The sequence below is a fragment of the Streptomyces sp. NPDC005438 genome (assembly GCF_040606315.1).
Classification (GTDB): Bacteria; Actinomycetota; Actinomycetes; order Streptomycetales; family Streptomycetaceae; genus Streptomyces.
Genome location: NZ_JBEXEP010000002.1, coordinates 502,866 through 517,010, shown reverse-complemented (window position 1 = coordinate 517,010; position 14,145 = coordinate 502,866). Strand labels below are relative to the sequence as shown.

At 72.8% G+C, this 14,145-nt stretch carries 12 protein-coding genes; 6 read left to right on the top strand and 6 right to left on the bottom strand.

Annotated elements, in window-relative coordinates:
• Positions 1 to 84 precede the first annotated feature (84 nt).
• The 3 genes from ABZT14_RS07045 (at position 85) to ABZT14_RS07035 (ending at position 2,173) form a co-directional block, all read left to right on the top strand.
• On the top strand, positions 85 to 1,032 hold the full coding sequence (locus ABZT14_RS07045) for a diiron oxygenase (RefSeq protein WP_356298086.1): 948 nt from the start codon (positions 85 to 87) through the stop codon (positions 1,030 to 1,032).
• A 97-nt stretch (positions 1,033 to 1,129) separates the two neighbouring features.
• Positions 1,130 to 1,876 carry a TetR/AcrR family transcriptional regulator gene (locus tag ABZT14_RS07040; RefSeq protein ID WP_356298084.1) on the top strand — a complete coding sequence of 249 codons (747 nt, stop codon included), beginning with the start codon at positions 1,130 to 1,132 and terminating at the stop codon, positions 1,874 to 1,876.
• A gap of 33 nt (positions 1,877 to 1,909) precedes the next feature.
• On the top strand, positions 1,910 to 2,173 hold the full coding sequence (locus ABZT14_RS07035) for a hypothetical protein (protein WP_356298082.1): 264 nt from the start codon (positions 1,910 to 1,912) through the stop codon (positions 2,171 to 2,173).
• Positions 2,174 to 2,237: 64 nt separating this feature from the next.
• On the opposite strand, the gene ABZT14_RS07030 is transcribed toward ABZT14_RS07035, so the two are convergent.
• Positions 2,238 to 2,831, bottom strand: coding sequence for a DUF4291 domain-containing protein (locus tag ABZT14_RS07030; RefSeq protein WP_356298080.1), 594 nt, complete (start codon positions 2,829 to 2,831; stop codon positions 2,238 to 2,240).
• A 188-nt stretch (positions 2,832 to 3,019) separates the two neighbouring features.
• Here ABZT14_RS07030 and ABZT14_RS07025 point away from each other — a divergent pair, with 188 nt between their 5' ends.
• Entirely contained in the window at positions 3,020 to 4,207 is a 1,188-nt protein-coding gene (locus tag ABZT14_RS07025) for an NlpC/P60 family protein (protein ID WP_356298078.1), read from the top strand.
• A gap of 8 nt (positions 4,208 to 4,215) precedes the next feature.
• On the opposite strand, the gene ABZT14_RS07020 is transcribed toward ABZT14_RS07025, so the two are convergent.
• Positions 4,216 to 4,815: a roadblock/LC7 domain-containing protein gene (locus ABZT14_RS07020; RefSeq protein ID WP_356298076.1), complete on the bottom strand. Its 600-nt coding sequence runs from the start codon at positions 4,813 to 4,815 to the stop codon at positions 4,216 to 4,218.
• A 480-nt stretch (positions 4,816 to 5,295) separates the two neighbouring features.
• Between ABZT14_RS07020 and ABZT14_RS07015 the strand changes: the two genes are divergently transcribed.
• A complete protein-coding gene (locus ABZT14_RS07015) occupies positions 5,296 to 6,147 on the top strand; it encodes a hypothetical protein (protein ID WP_356298074.1) in 852 nt (283 codons plus the stop codon).
• A 215-nt stretch (positions 6,148 to 6,362) separates the two neighbouring features.
• Here the strand turns inward: ABZT14_RS07015 and ABZT14_RS07010 are convergent, their stop codons facing one another.
• Positions 6,363 to 6,845, bottom strand: coding sequence for a MarR family transcriptional regulator (locus ABZT14_RS07010; RefSeq protein WP_356298559.1), 483 nt, complete (start codon positions 6,843 to 6,845; stop codon positions 6,363 to 6,365).
• 290 nt (positions 6,846 to 7,135) lie between these two features.
• Here ABZT14_RS07010 and ABZT14_RS07005 point away from each other — a divergent pair, with 290 nt between their 5' ends.
• Positions 7,136 to 7,978 (top strand): lysozyme, encoded by an 843-nt coding sequence (locus tag ABZT14_RS07005; RefSeq protein WP_356298072.1) that lies wholly within the window; start codon positions 7,136 to 7,138, stop codon positions 7,976 to 7,978.
• A 332-nt stretch (positions 7,979 to 8,310) separates the two neighbouring features.
• On the opposite strand, the gene lon is transcribed toward ABZT14_RS07005, so the two are convergent.
• The 3 genes from lon to ABZT14_RS06990 all read right to left on the bottom strand — a co-directional run bounded on the left by lon (position 8,311) and on the right by ABZT14_RS06990 (position 13,784).
• On the bottom strand, positions 8,311 to 10,785 hold the full coding sequence (gene lon / locus ABZT14_RS07000; RefSeq protein ID WP_356298070.1) for an endopeptidase La: 2,475 nt from the start codon (positions 10,783 to 10,785) through the stop codon (positions 8,311 to 8,313).
• A 149-nt stretch (positions 10,786 to 10,934) separates the two neighbouring features.
• Positions 10,935 to 12,506, bottom strand: a complete 1,572-nt coding sequence (locus ABZT14_RS06995) for an FAD-binding oxidoreductase (RefSeq protein WP_356298068.1) — start codon at positions 12,504 to 12,506, stop codon at positions 10,935 to 10,937.
• Between the two features lie 168 nt (positions 12,507 to 12,674).
• The gene (locus ABZT14_RS06990) at positions 12,675 to 13,784 is read right to left on the bottom strand and encodes a peptidoglycan recognition family protein (protein ID WP_356298066.1); all 1,110 of its coding nucleotides are present in this window, start codon (positions 13,782 to 13,784) and stop codon (positions 12,675 to 12,677) included.
• Between the last annotated feature and the right edge of the window lie 361 nt (positions 13,785 to 14,145).

Here is a 14,145-nt window from a genome sequence, read left to right as displayed (position 1 = left end):
CGCCCACGCACCCGCGACGGCGCCGCCCGAGGTGAACTCCCGGCCAGACAGACACGACAGCAGTGACACCGTGAAGGGGTCCCCATGACGACCACTCCCGTGCGCGAGGAACCGACCGACCACCCGGTGCCGCGAGACGCCCTCGGCGTCCTCAAGGACCGGGAACAGGTCGCCGAACGCCTGCTGGAGTCCTCCCGCAGGCACTCCTTCGACCCGGACACCGAACTCGACTGGGACGCCCCGCTGGAGGAGGGCAAGTGGTTCTGGCCGCCGGAGCTGGTCTCCCTCTACGACACCCCGCTGTGGAAGCGGATGTCGGAGGAACAGCGCGTCGAACTCTCCCGCCACGAGGCGGCGGCCCTGGCCTCCCTGGGCATCTGGTTCGAGATCATCCTGATGCAGCTGCTCACCCGGCACATCTACGACAAGTCCCCGACCAGCGCCCATGTGCGCTACGCCCTCACCGAGATCGCCGACGAGTGCCGGCACTCGATGATGTTCGCCCGCATGATCGAGAAGGGCGGCGCCCCCACGTACCGGGTACGGCCGCTGCACCACAACAAGGCACGGCTGCTGAAGTCGATCTCCACCACGCCCGGTTCCTTCACCGCCACCCTGCTCGGTGAGGAGATCCTCGACTGGATGCAGCGGCTGACCTTCCCCGACGAGCGGGTGCAGCCCCTGGTGCGGGGGGTGACCCGCATCCACGTGATCGAGGAGGCCCGCCACGTCCGGTACGCCCGCGAGGAGCTGCGGCGCCAGATGGTCTCCTGCCCCCGGTGGGAGGCCGAACTGACCCGGATCATGTCCGGGGAGGCGGCGCGGGTGTTCTCCATCTCCTTCGTCAACCCCGAGGTGTACACCAACGTGGGCCTCGACCGGCGGGAGGCGGTGGCCCAGGTGCGGGCCAGCGGTCACCGGCGCGAGGTGATGCAGACCGGCGCCAAGCGGCTGACCGACTTCCTGGACGAGATCGGGCTGCTGCGCGGGACCGGGCGCAAGCTGTGGAAAAAGTCCGGGTTGCTGCCCTGACCACCGCGAGCGGCGGCCGTCCCACCCTTCCGGGCCCCGCCACCTCCTCCGGTACGTTGAGTGAACGGAACGGCCGGTGAAGGGGGAGGCGGGGACCATGGGCGGGCAGCCGGAACAGGGCGGGACGGGGGCGCGGCGCCCCCGCTACCGCCGCCTCAGCGTGGAGGAGCGCCGCGCCCAACTGCTGCGTACCGCCCTGTCGTTCTTCGCCCACCGGGACCCGGAGGACGTCTCCCTGGACGAGGTCGCGGCCGAGGCGGAAGTGTCCCGTCCGCTGGTGTACCGCTACTTCCCCGGCGGCAAGCAGCAGCTGTACGAGGCCGCGCTGCGCTCGGCCGCCGAGGCGCTGGCCGGCCACTTCGACGAGCCCGAGCAGGGGCCGCTCAGTCTGCGGCTGTCCCGGGCGCTGGACCGCTACCTGGAGTTCGTGGACCGGCACGACACCGGCTTCGCCGCGCTGATGCGGGGCGGCAGCGTGGCGGAGACCTCCCGTACCACCGCGATCGTCGACCAGACCCGGCGGGCCGCGAGCCGCGAGGTGCTGCGGCACCTGGGGGCGACCCAGCCCGGCTCGCAGCTGCGGATGATGGTCCGCACCTGGATCAGCGCGGTGGAGGCCGCCTCCCTGATCTGGCTGGACGAGGGCAAACGGCAGCCCGCCGAGGAGTTGCGGGACTGGCTGGTGGACCACTTCCTGGTGTTGCTGTTGGCCACCGCGTCCCGGGACGAGCAGACCCGGGAGGTCGTGGACAAGGCCCTGGAGCTGGAGGAGCGGGACGGGCCGGTGGGCCGGTTGCTGCGGGGACTGGCACCGAGTCTGGAGCGGGTCGGCCACCTGCTGTGAACCCTGGGGCGGACCTTCTGGGAGGCTGGGGCCATGCGCAGTGTGCGGACCGAGTTCGTCGGCGGGCCCCTCGACGGCCGTAGCCTCCCGGTACTGGTGGGGCCGACCGGCCGACCCCCCAAGCGGTACGAGGTGCCGGTGCCCGACGACGAGGGCGGGGTCCGGGAGGTGCTGGTGTACCGGCTGGAACCGGCCGGGTACGGCAAGCGGTTGGGCCTCCCCCGGGGCTGGCGCTACGTCCACGAGCCCGAGGGTCGCCCCGCCCGGGGACCGCGCTGGCCCTGGTCACGGGCGTAGACGGGCCGGTGGAGGGCCGGCGTGTCCGGGGCGTTGACCGGTCCCTGGCCAGGCACGGCCCCGGTCAGGGGTGGAGAGCGGCCAGCAGCTCCCGGGGAACGGGGTACGGGGGCTCGGTGGGCAGCAGCCGTCGGGCCGCCTCCGGCTCCCCGCGCCGGAGGCACCGGTGGATGTCGCGCACCAGTGGGGTGACCTCGGTGACGGAGACGATCCACTCGTCGGCGTAACGCCGCGCGGCCTCACCGGCCAGGCCGAGTTGCAGCGAGCGGTGGGGCAACGGGCGGAGGAACAGGTCCCGTTCGGGGTCCCACTGCACCCGCGCCGGCGCCTCCCGCAGGCGGCGCCGCCACGCGGCGTGGTCGGCGTACGGCCCCGGCTCGTAGTGGGACAGGCAGGCGTGTTCCAGCGCCCACTCGAAGCCCTCCCGGGTGATCTCGACGGCCAGGACCGTCTCCTGGCCCTCCTTGGTGGCCCATCCGCAGCGGTACATCATCCACCGGAACGAGGGCTTGACCCACGTCATCCGGTCCCGCTTCCAGGAGGCCGGGAACCGGCCCCGGCGTGCCGCCGGCAGCCCGATCCCGGGCGGGTAGGCCTGGTAGACGGTGACCGTGGAGGGGGTGTGGCGGGCACGTATCCGGTAGCGGGGCTCGGTCATGGCACCAGGGTGGTCACACCCCACCGCCCGCGCCACCGAATTGTCGGAGGCCCACCCGGCCCCGTACGGCCGACGAGAGTCACCCGGGCGGGGGGCTTCCGGCCGGTGCGGGGCGTGCCCACCCGGCCCGGGCCGGTCCCGGTGGGAGCATCTCGCGGGCGGGGGCCCGAGGTGTTGCGGAGGTTGCTGTGACCGAGCCTGTGACCGACAGCCCGTCAGCGGGCGGGCCGAGGTGGGCCGTGCTCGCCGGGGCCCTGGGGCTGGCCCTGCTGGCGGTGACCGCTCCGGCGGCGCCGGCCCCGTCCGCGTACGCCGAACCCGTGCCCACGGTGCCGGGGACCTCGGTGCCGGGGAGCCCCACCGTGGCGGAACTGCTGTCCCGGATGCGGACCCTGTACCAGCGGGCCGAGGTCGCCTCGGAGGCGTACAACGGCACCAACGAGAAGCTGGGCAGGGCCCGGGCGAAGTACGCGAAGGTCGACAGGCAACTGCGACAGGCCCGAAGCCGTCTGGGGCAGGCGCGGTCGCGCGCCGGCGAGATGGCACGCCAGCAGTACCAGGGCCGGGCCACCGGCTTCCCCCCGCTGGTCCGGCTGCTGCTGACCGACAAGCCCGAGGACGCCCTGCGGCAGGGGCACCTGATGAAGCGGGCGGCCGGTGAACAGGCCGCCACCGTACGGCAGTTGACCTACGGCGAACGCCGCCTGGACCGGCTGACCACCAAGGCCCGCAAGAGCTACACCACCCAGCGGAAGCTGGCCGAGCGGAAGAAGCGCCAACGGGACGCGGTACGCGGCAAGCTCAGGGACGTCCAGCGGATGCTGGCCTCCCTCACCCCCGCTCAGCTGTCGGCGGTGCGCTCCCTGGAGCAACAGCGCACCCGTCGGGCGCAGCGCTCACTGATGGGCACCCAGCGGCTGAGCGGCTCCCGCGCCCCCTCCGCCCAGGGGGAGAAGGCGCTGCGCTACGCCCTGGCGCAGCTGGGCAAGCCCTACGTGTGGGGGGCGACCGGACCGTCCGGCTACGACTGCTCGGGGCTGACCTCCCGGGCCTGGGCCAGCGCCGGCCGGCCGTTGCCGCGCACCAGCCAGGAGCAGTGGCGGCGCCTGGATCGGGTGCCGTTGTCCGGGCTGCGCCCCGGTGACCTGGTGATCTACTTCCCCAAGGCCACCCATGTGGCGATCTACCTCGGCCAGGGTCGGGTGGTGCAGGCGCCCCGCCCGGGGAGCCGGGTGAAGGTCTCCCCGCTGGCCGCCAACCCGGTGCTGGGCGCGGTACGTCCCGACCCCGCCGCGCGGAGTGTGGCCGACTACCGGCCGCCCCGGGTGCCCCGGGGAGCCAGCGAGGGAAGCGACACCGGCAACAACGCCGGCTGAGGCGCGGCTCAGTCGGTTCCGTCCACCAACTCCCGTAAGCGTTCCCGCAGTTCCTCGTCCAGCAGGGTGCCGACCTCGGCGGCGGTCAGGGTCATGCGGTAGCCGACCTCGGCCAGGTCGCAGTGCGGGGCCACGTGCAGCCCCAGCAGCGCGTGTTCGTTGACGCCCATCACGATCAGCGCGCAGCGGCGCATGGTGACCATGGTCTGGAGCACCTTTCCGCCGCGCATCAGCTTGGCCGTACCGGCGGTCAGCGACGCCAGTCCGCTGACCACCGTGGCCAGGTCGGCGGTGGAGCCCTCCGGTCCGGGTGCCCGTCCGCGTGGCGGGCCCTGTCCGTTGTCGGTGGACAGCAGTTGGAGGCCGTCGGTGGAGACCAGTACCGCCGCGTGCACCCCGGCCAGCTGGCTGGTCAACTGGTCCAGCAGCCAGCGGAGTCGGGCACCCGCCTCGCCCTCGGGGGCCCGGGGTTCCTCGGCCGCCCCGGTCTCCCTGAGCCCCTGGGGGCCCTGGGATTCCCCGGGCTCGTCAGGTGCCCGGTACGCCTGGGGTGCCTCGGGCGGACGCGGGGGCGGGGTGTCGGACCGCTCACCACTCACGATGCTCACCTGCTCTCCTCTCGCGGCGCCTCGCGCGTCGCTGGACGAGTCACCGCTGGTACAGATCCCGACGCCGGTACCCGTGGGGGCGTACGCGCGGGGGCTTGGTGCGCTGGTCGGTGGGGGGCGGCCAGGTCGACCGCGCGGGTCACGCGAGCCGGGGCCTGGGCCGGCGACGGGCACGCGGGTTCCACGGGGCCAGCAGGAGTCAACAACACACGGTCGCGCGGCAACAACCCTCCGCCAGCCTCTGGGGCGGGGTCGGCCGGGCGACGGTGCCGCCGGCACTTGGCGCGGCACACCCTGGCCTGGAAGGATTCCGCCTTCCCCCGGCGGTGGGGCCCCTTCGGTCTCTCCGCCCGTCAACTTCTCGCCGTTTTCCGGGAGTTCGGCCGCCCGCCACTCCCCCGTACGCCGCCCCCCGGGTTCCGGTCGGCCGCCACCCGGGGCGTGGCGGGGACGCGGGAGGCGATCGGGGAGACTGGCCCCATGCGCGTCGACCTGACCAGCGAACCCGGCGATCCCCGAGTCCCCAACGAGGACTTCGCGGCGGTGGCCGTCCCCTCCTCGGGCACCGGGGGCGCCCTGGTGCTCCTGGACGGGGTGACACCGCCCGCCGAAGACTACGGCTGCCGACACTCGGTGGCCTGGTTCACCGCCCGGCTGGGCGGCGCCCTCCAGCAACTGCTGCTGGCCGAAGGACGGTTGACGCTGGCCGAATGTCTGTCCCGGGCGATCGCCCGTACCGCCGAGGCCCACCAGGACGGCTGTGACCTTTCTCATAGGCGCACCCCGCAGGCCACGGTGGTCCTGGCCCGGTGGGACGAGGAACGGGTGGACCACCTGGTGCTGTCCGACTCGGTGCTGCTGCTGGAGTCCCCGGACGGCGAGGTACGGCCGGTGCTGGACCGGCGGCTGACCGGACTGCCGGAACGGGTACGACGGCTGCGCCAGCGGGTACGGCGCGCCCCGGAGGGCTCGGCCGAGCACGCCCGGCTCCGCCGGGAGTACGTCGCCGCCGTCGAGGGGCTGCGCAACGCCCCGGTCGGCAGCGGCTTCTTCACCGCCGCCGCCGACCCCACGGTGGCCCGGCACGCGGTGGTCGGCGACACCCCCCGGGACCAGGTGCGGTCCCTGCTGGCCCTGACCGACGGTGCCGGGCGCTGGGTGGAGGTCTTCCAACTGGGCGACTGGGCCAAGCTGTTGGGCCTGGTGCGGCAGGAGGGCACCGAGTCCCTGGTGGCCCGGGTACGGGAGGCCGAACGGGCCGACCCCGAGGGCCGGGAACACCGCAGGGGCAAGCCCCACGACGACGCCAGCGCGGTGTGGGTGACGCTCTGAGGGGTCGCGCCTCGGGGGGATGTCCCGACGCAGCTCCGTGCTGAGCCGCGTCGGTCAGCCCACGCTCCCCCGGCCTTCCCGCCGCCCCAGCCACCCACGGGCGAGCCAAGCCACCCACCCGAGGAGGGCCGCGTGGCCGCGTGGGCGGGACAACGCCGCGCCTCGGGTGGGCGCCGGTGGTTGGAACCCCGGCCTCCACCCCTCCAGCCCGCCGGCTACTCGGCGGAGTTGAGGCGGTGGAGCAGCCGGGCGAGTTCGGCGATCTCGGACCGTTCCCAGGAGGCGAGCCGGCTGCGGTGGCTACGGCGACGGGCCTGGCGCACCAGGGAGAAGCGGACCTGCCCCTCCTCGGTCAGCCGCACCAGCCAGGCCCGGCCGTCGGCCGGGTCGGGCTCGCGTTCCACCAGGCCGACGTTCTCCAGGGCGCGCAGCTGCCGGCTGATGGTGGCCTTGCCGACCCCGAAGTAGCCGGCCAGCTCGGTGGCCCGCTGGGGGCCGACGTGGGCGAGGCGGGTCAACAGCCCGTACGCGGCCGGTTCCAGGTCGGGGTGCACCTCCCGGGCCAGTTCGCCGGAGGTCGCCCGGGCGCGGCGGAGGAAGACCGCGAGTTCCCGTTCGAGGTCGAGGAACTCGGGGTCGAAGCTCTCTGGTTCGGTGGGTTCCGGGTTGACCGGCTCCTCCCGTGCGGACTGGTCCACCACCGTCACGGCTCCTTCTCCTGTCGTCGAACCCGGGGCCGGAACGCCCCTCGCGTCCCTGACGTCCATCCTCGCTCAGGACCAGAAGCGAACCACATTCCGGCCGGACCTGCGGAGCGAGGACTTTCAGTGGAGGAGACCAACTTTTTTGTTGCGGAAGGCCTCTTCTCGACCGGGGTCTACGCGCATATATTCCTGGCTGGTACGGGCACCGAGACCGATGCCCCGCCAGTCAACCGTGGTACCGAACGCCCCATAAGCACCCCACCCCAGGCACATGGAGGCCAGGTATGAACAGCAACCCCACCCACACCTCACGTCGCAGACGCGTACTGGCCGCCGCCGGCCTCTCCGCCTCCCTCACGGCCCTGCTCCTGGGGGCCGCCGGCACCGCGCAGGCGGCGTCCCCGGACAACTCCCTCAAGCCCGGCGAGGCCTACATGGGCGCGGGGATCGCCAAGCACCTGGGGTGGAAGTCCGACGGCAAGACCGACCCCACGCTCAGCGCCACCGTCGAGGGCGTGGACGTCAGCGGCCACCAGGGCAACGTCAACTGGCAGAGCCTGTGGAACAGCGGTGTGAAGTTCGCCTACGTCAAGGCCACCGAGGGCACCGGCTACCAGAACAACTACTTCACCCAGCAGTACAACGGCTCCTACAACATCGGCATGATCCGTGGGGCCTACCACTTCGCCCTGCCCGGCAACTCCAGCGGCGCCGCGCAGGCCAACTACTTCGTGGACCACGGAGGCGGCTGGAGCAAGGACGGCAAGACCCTGCCCGGCGTCCTGGACATCGAGTACAACCCCTACGGCGCCACCTGCTTCGGGCTGAGCCAGTCCTCCATGGTCAACTGGATCAAGGACTTCACCGCCACCTACAAGGCCCGCACCGGCCGGGACGCGGTCATCTACACCACCACCGACTGGTGGAGCCAGTGCACCGGCAACAACGGTTCCTTCGGGGGCAGCAACCCCCTGTGGATCGCCCGGTACGCCTCCTCCCCAGGCGGGCTGCCGGCTGGTTGGGGCTTCCACACCTTCTGGCAGTACACCTCCACCGGACCCATCGTGGGTGACCACAACAAGTTCAACGGAGCGATGGACCGACTCCAGGCGCTCGCCAACGGCTGACGTCGTCGGCCACGGGCCCGCCAGCACGGCGGGCCCACCCCGCCTGACCACCCAGAAGGCGAACCCGCCTGTCGGGATGTCCGGTCGGGACAGCGTCGGCTACCCCATGCGGCGTCAGTTCCCACAACCAGGCATACTCGTAGGAGAGTTCGCCACATCGGGCTTCGACGACTGACCACCGTCGTGGCCACGGGCCCGGAGGCCAGACCCGTGTCACCGACCACGGAGACCTGGCCGAGGGCCACCCCCCACACCGGGGCGGCGCGCGTGGGATCCTTTGGAGCGCGTCGTCCCGGTGTGGCCCAGGGGGAACCCCGCACCGGGGGCCCGGCTCAGGCCGCCAGCGGCACCGAGGGCGGTGCCGGCGCCTCGGCCGACTCCAACGCCAGCCGCAGCACCTGCCGTACGTCCGAGACGGTGTGCACCCGCAGGTCCGCGAGGACCTCCTCGGGCACCTCGTCCAGGTCCGGCTCGTTGCGCTGCGGGATGATCACCTCGGTCAACTGGGCCCGGTGCGCGGCCAGCAGCTTCTGCTTGATCCCGCCCACCGGCAGCACCCGGCCGGTCAGGGACACCTCACCGGTCATCGCCACCTCCGGCCGCACCCGGCGCCCGCTGAGCAGCGAGGCCAGCGCGGCGGTCATGGTGACCCCGGCGCTGGGCCCGTCCTTGGGCACCGCGCCCGCCGGTACGTGCAGGTGGATGCCCCGCTCCCGCAGGTCGCTCACCGGCAGCTCCAACTCCGCGCCCCGGGAGCGCAGGTAGGACAGGGCGATGGTGGCCGACTCCTTCATCACCTCGCCCAACTGTCCGGTGAGGTTGAGCCCGGCGCCCCCGCTCTCGGCGTCCGCCAGGGAGGCCTCGACGAACAGCACGTCCCCGCCGGCCCCGGTCACGGCCAGACCGGTGGCCACCCCGGGCACCGAGGTGCGCCGGCCGGCCGGGTCCTGGGCGGACTCGGGGGTGTGGTGGGGGCGCCCGACCAGCTCCCGCAACAGGTCGCGGTCCACGGTCAACGGCAGTTCCCGGCGCCCCAGTTCGTGTTCGGCCGCGACCTTGCGCAGCACCCTCGCCAGGGAGCGTTCCAGGTTCCGCACCCCCGCCTCGCGGGTGTACTCCCCCGCCAGGGAGCGCAGCGCCTCCGGGGCGAGGGTGACCTCCTCTGGGGCCAGGCCGGCACGTTCCAGCTGCCGGGGCAGCAGGTGGTCACGGGCGATGGTGGTCTTCTCCAGCTCGGTGTAGCCGTCCAGGCGCACCACGTCCATCCGGTCCAGCAGGGGTTCCGGGATGGCCTCCAGCACGTTGGCGGTGGCCAGGAACACCACGTCGGACAGGTCGAGTTCGACCTCCAGGTAGTGGTCGCGGAAGGTGTGGTTCTGGGCCGGGTCCAGCACCTCCAGCAGGGCGGCGGCCGGGTCGCCCCGGAAGTCCGAGCCGACCTTGTCGACCTCGTCCAGCAGGATCACCGGGTTCATCGAGCCGGCCTCCTTCACCGCCCGTACGACACGGCCGGGCTGGGCGCCCACGTAGGTGCGCCGGTGGCCCCGGATCTCCGCCTCGTCCCGGACGCCTCCGAGGGCGACCCGTACGAACCGGCGCCCCATGGCGCGGGCCACGGACTCCCCGAGGGAGGTCTTGCCGACCCCGGGCGGGCCCACCAGGGCCAGTACCGCGCCGCCGCGCCGGCCGCCGATGACGCCCTGGCCACGGTCGGCCCGCCGTTTGCGGACGGCCAGGTACTCGGTGACGCGGTTCTTCACCTCGTCCAGGCCGGCGTGGTCGGCGTCCAGCACCTCGCGGGCGCCGGTGATGTCGTAGGCGTCCTCGGTGCGGACGTTCCAGGGGAGGTCCAGCACGGTGTCCAGCCAGGTGCGGATCCAGCTGGTCTCGGGGTTCTGCTCGGAACCGCTCTCCAGCTTGTCGACCTCGCGCAGGGCGGCCCGGGCGACCTCCTCGGGCAGGTCGGCGGCCTCGACCCGGGCCCGGTAGTCGCCGCCCTCGTCGGCCTCGTCCCCGCTCAGTTCGGCCAACTCGCGGCGTACCGCGTCCAGTTGGCGCCGCAGCAGGAACTCGCGCTGCTGGCGGTCCACCCCGTCCTGTACGTCCTTGGCGATGGACTCGGCGACGTCCTCCTCCGCGAGGTGGTCCCGCAGCAGGGTGAGCGCCAGTTCCAGGCGGGCGACCGGGTCGAGGGTCTCCAGCAGCCGTACGCGCTGGGCGGTGGTGAGGAACGGGGAGTAGCCGGCGTTGTCGGCGAGCTGCCCCACGTCCCCGTTGTCGGCGAGCCGTTGCACCTGGTCCACGACCTGCCAGGCGCCGCGCTTGCGGAGCCAGGTGGTGGACAGGGCCTTGTACTCCCGTACGAGTTCGGCCGCGCGGGCCTCGGACTCCGGTGCGGGATTCCCGGGGGCCCCGGGGGCCTCGGCGCCGTCGGCGCCCGGGTCGTCCTCGGTGACCTCGGTGCCCTTGACCCACAGGGCGGCGCCCGGCCCGGAGGTGCCCGCGCCGATACGGACCCGGTTCAGGCCCCGGATCAGGGCGCCCGGCTTGTCGTCGGACAGCCGGCCGACCTGTTCCACCCGGCCCAGCACTCCGACGCCCACGTAGGAGCCGTCCACCCGGGGCACCAGCAGCACCCGTGGACGGCGGTCGGGGGAGGTGGCGCCGTCCACGGCGGCCCGGGCGGCCTCAACGGCCGACCTCACCTCGGAGTCGGACAGGTCCAGCGGCACCACCATGCCCGGCAGCACCACCTCGTCGTCCAGGGGCAGTACCGGGAGGGTGAGTGTGGTGGACGTCGATGCCATGATCTCTCCCTAGGCAGTCAAGTTGAGCTGTGTTGACTCAATGTGGTGCTCAATGCCTGAGGAGGTCGATTTGTTTCCCCCTGTCGGGGATTTCGCTCTCAGCGATGCGGTGCGGCCCCGGGAGGAGCGGCGACGGACTGATCCGCCACCTAGCCAACCAACACCCCGGGGTTGAGGATTCCCGCCGGATCCAGCCGCTCCTTGGCGGCCCGCAGCGCCTGGGCGAAGGGCTCCGGCCGCTGGCCGCGATACCAGGGCATGTGGTCCCGCCCCACCGAGTGGTGGTGGGTGATGGTGCCGCCACTGGCGGTGAGCGCCTCGGAGACGGCCGTCTTGACGGTGTCCCACTGGGTCACCGTGTCGCCCCAGGTGCCACCGGCGTAGACGCCGTAGTACGGGGCCGGGCCGTCCGGGTAGACGTGGGTGAACCGGCAGCTGACCAGCCCCGTCAGGCCCAGTTCCGACAGGGCGGACCGGGCGGCGGAGGTCACCGCCGCGTGCAGCCCCTCGAAGTCGGCCCAGGTGCAGGCGGTCTCGAAGGTCTCCACCACCATGCTCCGGCGGGCCAGGGCGTCCCGCTGGTAGGGCATCCGCAGGAACGTCGACCGCCAGCGGTCGGCCGCCTCGCCGCCCTCCGGGGCGTCCCGCTCGGAGACGAAGGGGCTGCCCCCGTGTTCCCGGACGATCTCCAGGGCCCTGCCCATCCGGGCGTCCACCGGGTGGTCGGCGGACTCGAAGCCCAGCACCAGCAGGCCGCCGTCCACCGCGACCCCGGCGTTCAGATAGGCCTCGGTGGCGTCCAGCAGACGGCAGTTGCTCGGGTACAGCCCGGACTGGGCCAGCACCCGGGTCGCCTCGACCGCCCGGCCGTAGTCCCCGAACGACACCGAGGCGGTCGCCTTCCAACGCGGCCGGTCCTGGAGCCGCAGCCACGCCTCGGTGATCACCCCGAGGGTGCCCTCGGAGCCGAGGAACAGCCGGTCCGGGGAGGGGCCGGCACCGGACCCGGGCAGCCGCAGGGACTGGCTGACCCCGCGCGGGGTGACCACCCGCAGGGCCTGGGTGAGGTCGTCGATGTGGGTGTAGAGGGTGGCGAAGTGGCCCCCGGCCCGGGTGGCCAGCCAGCCGCCCAGGGAGGAGAACTCGAAGGACTGCGGGTAGTGCCGCAGGGTCAGCCCCTCGGGGCGCAGCTGGTCCTCCAGGTCGGGGCCGAGCACGCCGGCCTGCACCCGGGCGCAGCGGCTGGCCCGGTCCACCTCCAGTACCCGGTCCAGTCGCCCCAGGTCGAGGGTGACCGAGGGGCCCTCGAACCGGGGCTCCACTCCCCCGGTGACGCTGGAGCCGCCGCCGTAGGGGATCAGCGGTAGTCCGGCGCCGACGCACCAGTCCAGTACGTCCACCACCTCGCCCTCGCTGGTGGGGCGCACCACCAGGTCGGGCAGCCAGGGCAGGTGTCCGGTGAGGTTGCGGACCACGTCGCGGAAGGCCTTGCCCCGGGCGTGGCCAGCGCGGTCCACCGGGTCGTCGGAGCACAGCGGGGCGAGGGCCGGCGGCGGGCTGACCCGGGGTCGGGGCAGGCCCAGGGCGTACGGGTCCGGTGGGGGGTGGTCGGTGAAGTCGTGGTCGGGCAGCAACTCCCGTACCCGGGTGACCAGTCGGGCCGTCTCGCCCTCGTCGAGGGCGCCCTCCTCGGTGCCCCAGCCCCACCACGCTCGTGCCATCACGACCTCCCACTCCGTCGGGCGGACCGGCAAGTTACCACCCGGTCACCTCGGCGTCCCGGGCGGTGCCCCGGTACGCGGACGGGCGCGCCCCCGCGAGGGAGACGCGCCCGCCGTGGCCGTCGGTCCCGCCGGGGGCGGGCCGAGGGCTCCGTGACTCTCGGTGGATCAGGCCTGGTTGACCAGGTCCATGTAGTGGTCCCAGTCCCAGTTCGGGCCCGGGTCGGTGTGGTCGTTGCCCGGCACCTCGCTGTGGCCGACCACGGTGTTCCGGTCGGCGGCCAGGCCGTGGGTGTTCAGCAGGTGCTTGGTGAGCTTGGCGGAGGAGGCGTACATCGACTCGGTGAACCAGGCCGGGTCGTCGACGTAGCCCTCGTGCTCGATGCCCAGGGCACTGGAGTTGGCGTCCCTGGCGTGCCAGGCGGTGTCGGCGTCGCGCACCATCTGGGTCACCTCGCCGTCCTCGGAGCGGATGACGTAGTGGGCGCTGACCTGGGCCTCGGGGTTCTGGAACCAGGAGATGCTGCCCGCGTAGGAGCCCTGGGTGACGTGGATGACGATCTGGCTGATCGCGGCGGAACGGCCGGCGGTGTAGTTGGCCTCGGAGGCCGGGTTCCAGATCGCCGGCGGGTAGTCGTCGCTGCGGGTGCCCACGCCGGCCTTGTCCACCTTGGCGTAGCGGCCCAGCTTGGGGGCGACCTTGCGGCCCTCGACGGTGATGGACTGTCCGTCCGCCTTGGCCTTCACGCCGTTCTTCAGCAGCCGGTAGGTGCTGTCGGCGAAGATGCGGGCGGTGCTGTCCTTGGTGGCGCCGCTGTACTTGGCGACGGCCGGGTACCAGGAGTTGACGTCCTTGCGGGCGGAGTCGCTCAGCCCGAGGTCCTTGGCGTACGCGTCCAGCACGGCGGCGGCGCCACGGATGTTGGCGGAGGAGTCGGTGCGCAGTTCCTTCTTGCTGAGACCGGTGAGCTTGGCGGCCTGGCCCAGGGTCTTGTGGTCGGCGTTGTCGACCAGGTGCATCACGCCGTAACCGCGCGCCTGGCTGGGCTTGCCGTCATGGTCGTTGAGCCGGGTCTCGCCGTAGCCCATGGCGACCAGCAGGTCGCGGGGCACCTGGTACTCCTTGGCGCTGGAGTCGAAGGACTGGGCCCAACTCCTGTCCGTGGCCTCGTGGTCGGTGCTGGCGGCGGCGTGACCGGTGTAGGCGAGGGACGCGATCAGCACTCCGCTGAGAGCGGCCAGCGTGGCCTTACGGGTCGACCTGCTTCTGCGGTCCATTAGTCCTCCTGTGGGGGGAGTGGCTCCCCGCGTACGACCGGGCGCACACGAAGAGGGCCCGCGCGGTCTCACGCGGGTGTCGGCGGCGGTGGTGGGGGGTCGCGCGGTTCCCGGCGCCCGAGGAACCACCGCGAGGGGTGTCCACGAACGCGCTACGGCCGTGTCTCGGCACCCGGTTGGGGGCCGGGTTGAGCACGCCGAGGGGAGGCGTCGGTCTGTACACGACAGACATCAACCTCCCGAACCGGCCGGTTTCCCATGGGAATTGCGTGGGACCGTAGGCCGGTCGACATGACCGCGTCAAGGAACACCGGTCCGCCCGAACACCTTGTTCAGTGGCCTCTACCACCGGAGAAAAGCC

What these genes read in the sequence shown, in the direction of transcription:
- ABZT14_RS07045 (WP_356298086.1), top strand. Translation starts at nt 85, where the DNA reads ATGACGACCACTCCCGTGCGCGAGGAACCGACCGACCACCCGGTGCCG.
- ABZT14_RS07040 (WP_356298084.1), top strand. Translation starts at nt 1,130, where the DNA reads ATGGGCGGGCAGCCGGAACAGGGCGGGACGGGGGCGCGGCGCCCCCGC.
- ABZT14_RS07035 (WP_356298082.1), top strand. Translation starts at nt 1,910, where the DNA reads ATGCGCAGTGTGCGGACCGAGTTCGTCGGCGGGCCCCTCGACGGCCGT.
- ABZT14_RS07030 (WP_356298080.1), bottom strand. Translation starts at nt 2,831, where the DNA reads ATGACCGAGCCCCGCTACCGGATACGTGCCCGCCACACCCCCTCCACG.
- ABZT14_RS07015 (WP_356298074.1), top strand. Translation starts at nt 5,296, where the DNA reads ATGCGCGTCGACCTGACCAGCGAACCCGGCGATCCCCGAGTCCCCAAC.
- ABZT14_RS07005 (WP_356298072.1), top strand. Translation starts at nt 7,136, where the DNA reads ATGAACAGCAACCCCACCCACACCTCACGTCGCAGACGCGTACTGGCC.
- lon (WP_356298070.1), bottom strand. Translation starts at nt 10,785, where the DNA reads ATGGCATCGACGTCCACCACACTCACCCTCCCGGTACTGCCCCTGGAC.
- ABZT14_RS06995 (WP_356298068.1), bottom strand. Translation starts at nt 12,506, where the DNA reads ATGGCACGAGCGTGGTGGGGCTGGGGCACCGAGGAGGGCGCCCTCGAC.
- ABZT14_RS06990 (WP_356298066.1), bottom strand. Translation starts at nt 13,784, where the DNA reads ATGGACCGCAGAAGCAGGTCGACCCGTAAGGCCACGCTGGCCGCTCTC.